The 7,570-nt window shown below is 75.4% G+C and carries 6 protein-coding genes and 1 pseudogene; 2 read left to right on the forward strand and 5 right to left on the reverse strand.

Going from position 1 to position 7,570, the window contains the following annotated elements:
- Positions 1-977 (reverse strand): sporulation protein (locus ACYVKY_RS14980; RefSeq protein ID WP_460435794.1); only part of this gene is annotated, 977 nt, incomplete at its 3' end.
- A gap of 66 nt (positions 978-1,043) precedes the next feature.
- Here ACYVKY_RS14980 and ACYVKY_RS14985 point away from each other — a divergent pair.
- Positions 1,044-1,883, forward strand: coding sequence for an alpha/beta fold hydrolase (locus ACYVKY_RS14985; protein ID WP_460435795.1), 840 nt, complete (start codon positions 1,044-1,046; stop codon positions 1,881-1,883).
- Here ACYVKY_RS14985 and ACYVKY_RS14990 read toward each other — a convergent pair.
- Positions 1,880-2,572, reverse strand: coding sequence for a response regulator (locus ACYVKY_RS14990; protein ID WP_460435796.1), 693 nt, complete (start codon positions 2,570-2,572; stop codon positions 1,880-1,882). The two genes, ACYVKY_RS14985 and ACYVKY_RS14990, sit on opposite strands and share 4 nt — an antisense overlap.
- Positions 2,569-4,230 carry a sensor histidine kinase gene (locus ACYVKY_RS14995; protein WP_460435797.1) on the reverse strand — a complete coding sequence of 554 codons (1,662 nt, stop codon included), beginning with the start codon at positions 4,228-4,230 and terminating at the stop codon, positions 2,569-2,571. The genes ACYVKY_RS14990 and ACYVKY_RS14995 overlap by 4 nt, the downstream gene beginning before the upstream one ends.
- 136 nt (positions 4,231-4,366) lie before the next feature.
- Between ACYVKY_RS14995 and ACYVKY_RS15000 the strand changes: the two genes are divergently transcribed.
- Complete coding sequence (locus ACYVKY_RS15000; protein ID WP_460435798.1) at positions 4,367-5,746, forward strand: cation:dicarboxylase symporter family transporter; 1,380 nt, start codon at positions 4,367-4,369, stop codon at positions 5,744-5,746.
- A gap of 188 nt (positions 5,747-5,934) precedes the next feature.
- Here ACYVKY_RS15000 and ACYVKY_RS15005 read toward each other — a convergent pair whose 3' ends face one another.
- Both ACYVKY_RS15005 and ACYVKY_RS15010 read right to left on the reverse strand, forming a co-directional pair.
- Positions 5,935-7,362, reverse strand: coding sequence for an AMP-binding protein (locus ACYVKY_RS15005; protein WP_460435799.1), 1,428 nt, complete (start codon positions 7,360-7,362; stop codon positions 5,935-5,937).
- Positions 7,349-7,570 (reverse strand): annotated as a pseudogene (locus ACYVKY_RS15010) (hypothetical protein); the annotation flags it as partial. The pseudogene ACYVKY_RS15010 and the gene ACYVKY_RS15005, both read right to left, overlap by 14 nt.

Consider the following 7,570-nt stretch of genomic DNA (forward strand, 5'->3'; position numbering starts at 1 on the left):
GGTCCCGTGGGCGCCGGCGGGGGCTGCTGCTGGTGCTGCTGCGGCGGCGGCCCGGTCGGCGCGGGCGGCGGGCCGTTCGGGGCCGGCGGCGGCTGGTGCGCGGCCGGCTGCTGGTACCCCTGCTGCTGGTACCCCTGCTGCTGGTGGCCCTGCTGCTGGTAGCCGCCGACGGGCTGCTGGTACCCGCCCGCCGGCTGCGGGGGCGCCTGCGGTGCCACGTGGAACAGCCGGTCGCCGACGACCCGGTTCAGGGTCTCGCCGAGCACCGGCGCCCAGTCGGTCTGGCTCGCCTGGGCGTAGTCGACGGTGAACCGGTTCTGCCGGTCGGACGAGCCGAAGAACCCGCGGCGGTCGACCTCGAGCACGACGTCGAGACTGCGCGGACCGGCGACGAACTTCACCTCGAGCTCGTTGATGCGGCCGCGCGCGTTGCCGGGCGGGTGGAACTCGAGCTCCTGGTAGAAGGGCAGCGGCGAGCCGTGCAGGCGTCCCCGCTCGAGGTCGGAGCCCTTGAACGAGAACCCGAGCCGCGTGACACCGGCGAGCACCGCCTCGTGCGCGGGCATCGCGGCGATCGTCAGCTGGTCGACGTCGCTCTTGTCGACCGAGCGCGAGATGTCGAGCTCGGTGCGCAGGCCGACGCGCACGCCGTGCAGCCGCTGCCCCGCGATGACGTTGAACGGCGTCTCGTACGGCAGCGGCAGCGAGAACTGCACCTGGTGCCGCGCCCGCTCCTGGAGCCGGAACGGCCCGCTGATCTTGTTGCGGTAGGTGACGACGTTCGCGTCGTACTCGGAGTCGTCGGTCTCGACCTCGACGCGGGCGATCAGCGCCAGCTCGATGAAGTTGACGTCGCGGTCGGTGTGGCCCCCGATGACGGTGACCACGCCCTCGACGTTCTGGCCCGGGTAGATGTGCTGCGTGTGGACGGTCGTCTCGACATCGGCGCCGCCCCCCATGAGTCCACGGAAGATCATGCTGCAGGCTATCCACGCGGGGGCGGTCCGGCGGCGTTCTGCGTCCACAGGCCGTACGGTCGCGGTGTGCCCGACGTCGCGCCCGCCCCCCGCCGCTCCGACGTCGCCGGCCTCGCGGTGGCCGAGTGGGGTGACCCGCAGGCGCCCGCCGTCCTGGCCCTGCACGGGCTCACCAGCACCTCGCAGAACTTCAACGGGCTGGCCGCGCTGCGTCCCGACCTGCGCGTCGTCGCCCCCGACCTGCCCGGACGCGGCGGGTCGGTGCGCGCCGCCGCCGCCCCCGGGCTGCCCGGCCACGTCGCGGCCGTGCGCGAGGTCGTCGACGCGCTCGGCCTCGACGACGTCGCCCTCGTCGGCCACTCGATGGGCGCCTTCCTCGCCCCGCTCGTGGCCGCCGACCTCGGCGACCGCGTGCGCCGGGTCGTGCTCGTCGACGGCGGGGTGGCCCCGGCCCGGTCGGTGCTGCTGAAGCGGCCGATGGTGCGCACGCTGTTCACCGTCCAGCTGCGCCTGGTCGACCGGCGCTGGCCGAGCCCGCAGGCGCACGTCGACAAGGTCGAGGGGCGCGCCATCACCGCGCGCCCCGAGCTCGGTCCCGCCCTGCTGGAGTGGGCCGAGTACGCGCTCGACGACACCGGCCGTCCGCGCCTGGACGCCCGCCGGCTCACCGCCGACGCCGTCGACGCCCTCGCCGGTGCGCCGACCCTGCCGGCGCTCGCCGGCTCCGAGGTGCCGGTGCACCTGGTCGCGGCGGCGCGCGGCGCCGACGACGGCAAGGGCGAGTTCCTCTCGGACGCCGCGATCGCGCTCGCCCAGGAGAAGGTCGAGCGGCTGACCTGGGAGCGGGCCGACGCCAACCACGTGACGGTGCTCTTCGACCCGAGGGTCGGCACGGCGCTCGGCTAGCCCCCGAGCAGGCGGTACTCCAGCTCGGGACGCCCGCCGCCGCCGCCGTAACGCGGCTGCCGCTCGGCGTTCCCGTTGTCGCACAGGTGCTCCAGGTAGCGCCGGGCGGTGACGCGGGACGTGCCGAGGTGGTCGGCCACCTCCTGCGCCGACGCCGCACCGGCCCGCAACCGCTCCTGCACCGCCTCGAGCGTCGGGGCGGTGACACCCTTCGGCAGCGCCGCCGGCGGTGCCGCGCGCAGGGCGGCGAGGGTGCGGTCGACCTCCTCCTGGCTGCCGGCGCGGGCGGCTCCGGCCACCTGCTCGCGGTACCGCGCGTACTGCTCCAGCCGCTCGCGCAGCGCCGGGAACGCGAACGGCTTCAGCAGGTACTGCACGATCCCCTGCGAGACAGCCGATCTCACGACAGCGAGGTCGCGCGCCGACGTCACGGCGAGCACGTCGGCCGGGTGCCCGGCCGCCCGCATCGCGCGGACGACGTCGAGCCCGTGCCGGTCGGGCAGGTGCATGTCGAGCAGCACGAGGTCGACCGCGTCGGCGTCGCCGTCGAGCGAGGAGCGCAGCACCCGGATCGCGTCGGCGGCGGTGCGCGCGACCGCGACCACCTCGAAACCCTCGACGCGGCCGACGTACTCGGCGTGCGCGGCGGCCGCGACGGGCTCGTCCTCGACGACCAGGACGCGGATCACGGACGCACCCCCTGCCGCAGCGGCAGCCTCACGGTGAACGCGGCCCCGCCGTCGGGACCGGTGGCGACCTCCACCGTCCCGCCCGCGCGGTGCACGACCTGGCCGACCAGCGCGAGCCCGAGGCCGCGGCCGTGCGCGCGCCCGCCGGCGGACTTGGTCGACCAGCCGCGCTCGAACGCCCGGCGGGCGGCGTGCTCGTCGAGCCCCGGGCCGTCGTCGCTGACCCGCACCAGCAGGTCGTCGCCGTCCTCGCGCACCAGCACCCGCACCTGCGGCGCGCGGTCCGACCCCCCGGCGAGCAGGCCGTCGGTGCGCGCCTCGGCCAGCGCCTCGACCGCGTTGTCGACCAGGTTGCCCAGCACGGTCACCAGGTCGCGCGGCGGCAGCCCGGACGCGGCCACGGCGTCCTCGTCGACGTGCGTGCCGTCCTCGACGACCAGCTCGATCCCGCGCTCGGACGCCACCGCCGACTTGCCGAGCAGCAGCGCCGCCACGACCGGCTCGTCGACCGAGGCGACGACGGCGTCCGCGAGCGACTGCGCCGCCGCGAGCTCGCCCACCGCGAACTCGATCGCCTCCTGGTGCCGGCCGAGCTCGACCAGCGCGACCACCGTGTGCAGCCGGTTGGCGGCCTCGTGCTGGGCCGAGCGGAGCGCGTCGGTGAGGCCGCGGGTGGTGTCGAGCTCGCCCGAGAGCCGCTGCAGGTCGGTGTGGTCGCGCAGGGTCACGACCCGGCCGGCGCGGGCGTCCTCGCCGCCGACGGCCGCGACGCTCACCGCCACGACCCGGTCGTGCGCGACGTGCAGCTCGTCGGTGACGACCTCGTCGCGGGTCAGGGCCGCCACCAGGTCGCCGGGCAGGCCGAGGTCGTCGAGCCGGCGTCCGCGCGCGTCGTCGGGGAGGTCGAGCAGGCGCTCGGCCTCCTCGTTCGCGAGCTCGAGGCGTCCCTGCGAATCGAGCAGCAGCAACCCCTCTCGCACCGAGTGCAGCACGGCGTCGTAGTACCCGTACATCTGCGCGAGCTCGGCCGGGCCGAGCCCGAAGGTCTGCCGCCGCACCCGCCGGGCCAGCAGCCAGCTGCCCACCGCGGCCACCACGAGCACCGCCGCGGCGGCCAGCGCCAGGGTGGGCAGCTGGGTGCGCATCCGCTCGCTCACCTGGTCGACGGTGATGCCGACCGCGACCAGGGCGACCACCTCGCCGTCGCCGGCGAGCACCGGCGCCACGGTGCGCACCGACGGGCCGAGGGTGCCGGTGTAGGTCTCGCTCAGCACCTCGCCGGCCAGGGCCGGGGCGGTGGTGCCGAGGTAGGTGCGTCCGATCTGGTCGGGGTCGGGGTGGGTCCACCGGGTGCCGTCCGGCGCCATCACCACGACGAAGTCGGTGCCGGTGTCGAGGCGCACCTGCTCGGCGTACGGCTGCAGCTCCCCGGTCGGGTCGGCGGTGTCGACGGCGTCGCGCACGTCACCGGAGTCGGCGACCGACCGCGCGACCGCCGCCGTCCGCTCGAGCGCGGCCTGGGTGACGTCGCGCTGGGTGTCGCGGTAGGCGAGCCCCACGGCGATCGCGACCACGGTCACCACGAGCACGCCCTGCAGCGCCAGCAGCTGGCGCGACAGGCTCCACCGCCCGCCCCGTCGCCCGCGCCGGATCCGCACCGGCCCAGTGTGCACGCCGACCGGGGCGCCGTCGTGCACACAACGAACGCAACGGCGACGGGAGGTCCGCGGACGGGGAGGGTCGGGCAGCGAGCCCGACGAGGGAGCCGGGCCGAGACCCACGAGGAGCAGTCCCATGAGCAGCGTCGCTTCGACCGCCCCCACGCCGCCGCCGCCCACCCGCAAGCGGGACCGGACGCACTGGCTGTACATCGCCGTCATCGCGGCGGTCGCCCTCGGCATCGCCGTGGGCCTCGCCTCGCCCGAGACGGGCAAGGGCCTCAAGCCGCTCGGCACGGCCTTCGTCGACCTGATCAAGATGATGATCTCGCCGGTCATCTTCTGCACGATCGTGCTCGGCATCGGGTCGGTGCGCTCGGCCGCCCGCGTCGGCCGCACCGGCGGGCTCGCCCTCCTCTACTTCATCGGCATGTCGACCTTCGCGCTCGCCATCGGCCTGGTCGTCGGCAACCTCATCCACCCGGGCGACGGCCTGAACGCCTCCGTCGGCTACGAGCCGCCGGCCGCGGCCGAGGAGGGCGAGGGCGGCACCGTCGGCTTCCTGATGAGCCTGATCCCGACCACGCTGGTCGCCCCGCTCGTCGGCGAGTCGGTGCTGTCGACGCTGTTCGTCGCGCTGCTCGTGGGCTTCGCGATCCAGGGACTCGGCAGCACGGGCGAGGCGGCCCTGCGCGGCATCGCGGTCTTCCAGCGCGTGGTGTTCAAGGTGCTCGCGATGATCATGTGGGTCGCCCCGATCGGCGCCTTCGGCGCGATCGCGGCCGTCGTCGGCGAGACCGGCGGCGACGCGCTGCGCAGCCTGGCCCTGCTGATGATCAGCTTCTACCTCACCTGCGCGATCTTCGTGTTCGGCCTGCTCGGCGCCCTGCTGCGGCTCGTCACCGGCCTGAACGTCTGGTCGCTGTTCAAGTACCTCGGCCGCGAGTTCCTGCTGATCGTGTCGACCTCGTCGTCCGAGACCGCCCTGCCGCGCCTGGTCGCGAAGATGGAGCACCTCGGCGTCGACCGCTCGACCGTCGGCATCGTCGTCCCGACCGGGTACTCGTTCAACCTGGACGGCACCGCGATCTACCTGACGATGGCCTCGCTGTTCATCGCCGAGGCCACCGGCAACGGCCTGTCGGTCGGCGAGCAGATCTCGCTGCTGGTCTTCATGATCATCGCCTCCAAGGGCGCGGCGGGCGTCACCGGCGCCGGTCTGGCGACGCTGGCCGGCGGCCTGCAGAGCCACCGTCCCGAGCTGGTCGACGGCGTCGGCATCATCGTCGGCATCGACCGGTTCATGTCGGAAGCCCGCGCGGTCACGAACTTTGCCGGCAACGCGATCGCGACGCTGCTCATCGGCACCTGGACGAGCACCGTCGACCGCGACCGCGTCGACCTGGTGCTCTCCGGCGGCGACCCGTTCGACGAGTCGACGATGGTCGACGACCACGCCGACACCGACGAGCGCACCCCGGTCGACGTCCGGGACACGCAGCTCAGCAAGGCCTGACGGGAGCTCCCTCCCCGCCAGGGCGCAGGCCCCGACCTCCGTGCGAGGTCGGGGCCCGCTCTGCGCCCGGGACCCTGCCCGTTCGCCCAGTTCAGTGGCGGAACAGACACCGAAGTGGTGCGACGACACGTGTGACACGCCAGCACGACCACTGGAGTGGGGAAACGGGCACGCCGCGGTCGCCCGCCTCACCCCAGGTCGGACGAGAACCGGCGCGGCTTGCCGGGGCCGAGCTCGGCGGGGTCGGCGAGCACGACCAGGTCGACCGGACGCCCGAGCCAGTCCCGGACGGCGCGGGCGGCCTCGGTAGTCGCCCGGCCCGGACCGACCGCGTGCAGGTGCACCTCGCCGGAGGCGTCCTGGTGCAGCCGCCAGGCGAGCAGTCCGGCGGCCTGCAGCACCTGCACGGCGTCGACGGCCGGACGCCGGGCACCCGTCGCGTCCTCGAACAGCACCGGGTCGCGACCCTCGAGCCCGACCAGCACGACCCCTCTCCCGTCGCGCACGAGCGCCGCGTGGTCGCCGGTGCGGTAGCGCAGCAGGGGCAGGTACGGGTTCTCGTCGACGGTGACGACGACCTCGCCGCGCTCGCCGTCCGGCACCGCCGAGCCGTCCGGCGCGAGCACCTCGACATGCACCCGCCGGTCGACCACGACGTGCCCGGTGCCGTCGAGATCGGCTGCCACCGGCCCGGTCTCGCGCAGCGCGTACAGGTCGACGACCGGGACGCCCCAGGTGGTGCGCACCCGGTCGCGCACCGCCGGTGCCAGGTGGGTCGCGCCGTTCACGACGGCCAGCGGGTGCAGCCGCAGCCCGGCGTCGGCGAGGTCGAGCAGCCGCAGCAGCGGCAGCGTCGTGGTGCTCAGCACCTGCGGGTCGTGCTCGGCCAGCCACGCCTCGCGGTCGCCGTCGGCGCGCCACGACGACGGGTCGAGGTTGACCCGCGCCATCAGCGGCGCTGCGGCTCCGGCGTCCCGCGGGAAGGCGGTCATCGCCGAGACGTAGGTGAACGCCGTGCGCTGGTCGACCACGTTCGCGAGCCCGAGCCGCGCGGCGTCCGGCTCCCAGCGCGCCCCGCTCGCCCGCACCAGCGCGTGCACGAGCAGCAGGTCGGTGGCCACGGCGCGCGGGTGCAGCGGCACCACCCGCGCGGCGCCGGTGCTCCCCGAGCTCGAGCCCTCGAGCACCCGGTCGAGCGGGACGTCGACGGGGACGAGCGACGCGACGTCGCCGAGGTCGGACCGCGACAGGGTCGGCAGGTCGGCGAGCGGCGTCGTCGGCCCGCTGCGGCCGGCGCGCGCTGCGGCCCGGTACCGCGGCACCGTCCGGTGCACCCGTTCGACCAGCCCGGGCACCCACGCCGGGACCCCGTCCGGACGGGGCGGCTCCGGCGGTCGGGAGGCGAGCGCCGCCAGGTCGGCGGCATCGAGCCGGTCGCCGGTGGCGTGCCCCCACACCGGCGCGCGCGGGTGGGTGCGGGCCGCCTCGACCTGCGCCAGGCCGGCGGCGTCGAGGGTGGGCCACCGCTCGGCGTCGGTGAGCGCGACAGCCGCGTGCGGGACGTACTCGCCGAGCAGGGGGTCGGGTGCCCCGGCAGCCCCCTCAGTAGTTGGCATACTGCGCCGCCGCCTCCTTGGCGCGCTGCTCGGCCAGCCGGGCGGCGAGCTCCTCGGCCCGGCGCTGCTCGGCCTGCATCTGCGCGAACACCTCGCGCCGGTGCGCGGTGCTGACCGCGGCCCAGGCGTCGGCCGCCCGGTGCTCGTCCTCGCCGGCGGCCCGCAGCCCGCAGACCGCGAGCACGGCGCGCGGCAGCTCCTCCCGGGT

Source organism: Angustibacter speluncae, from assembly GCF_054777815.1.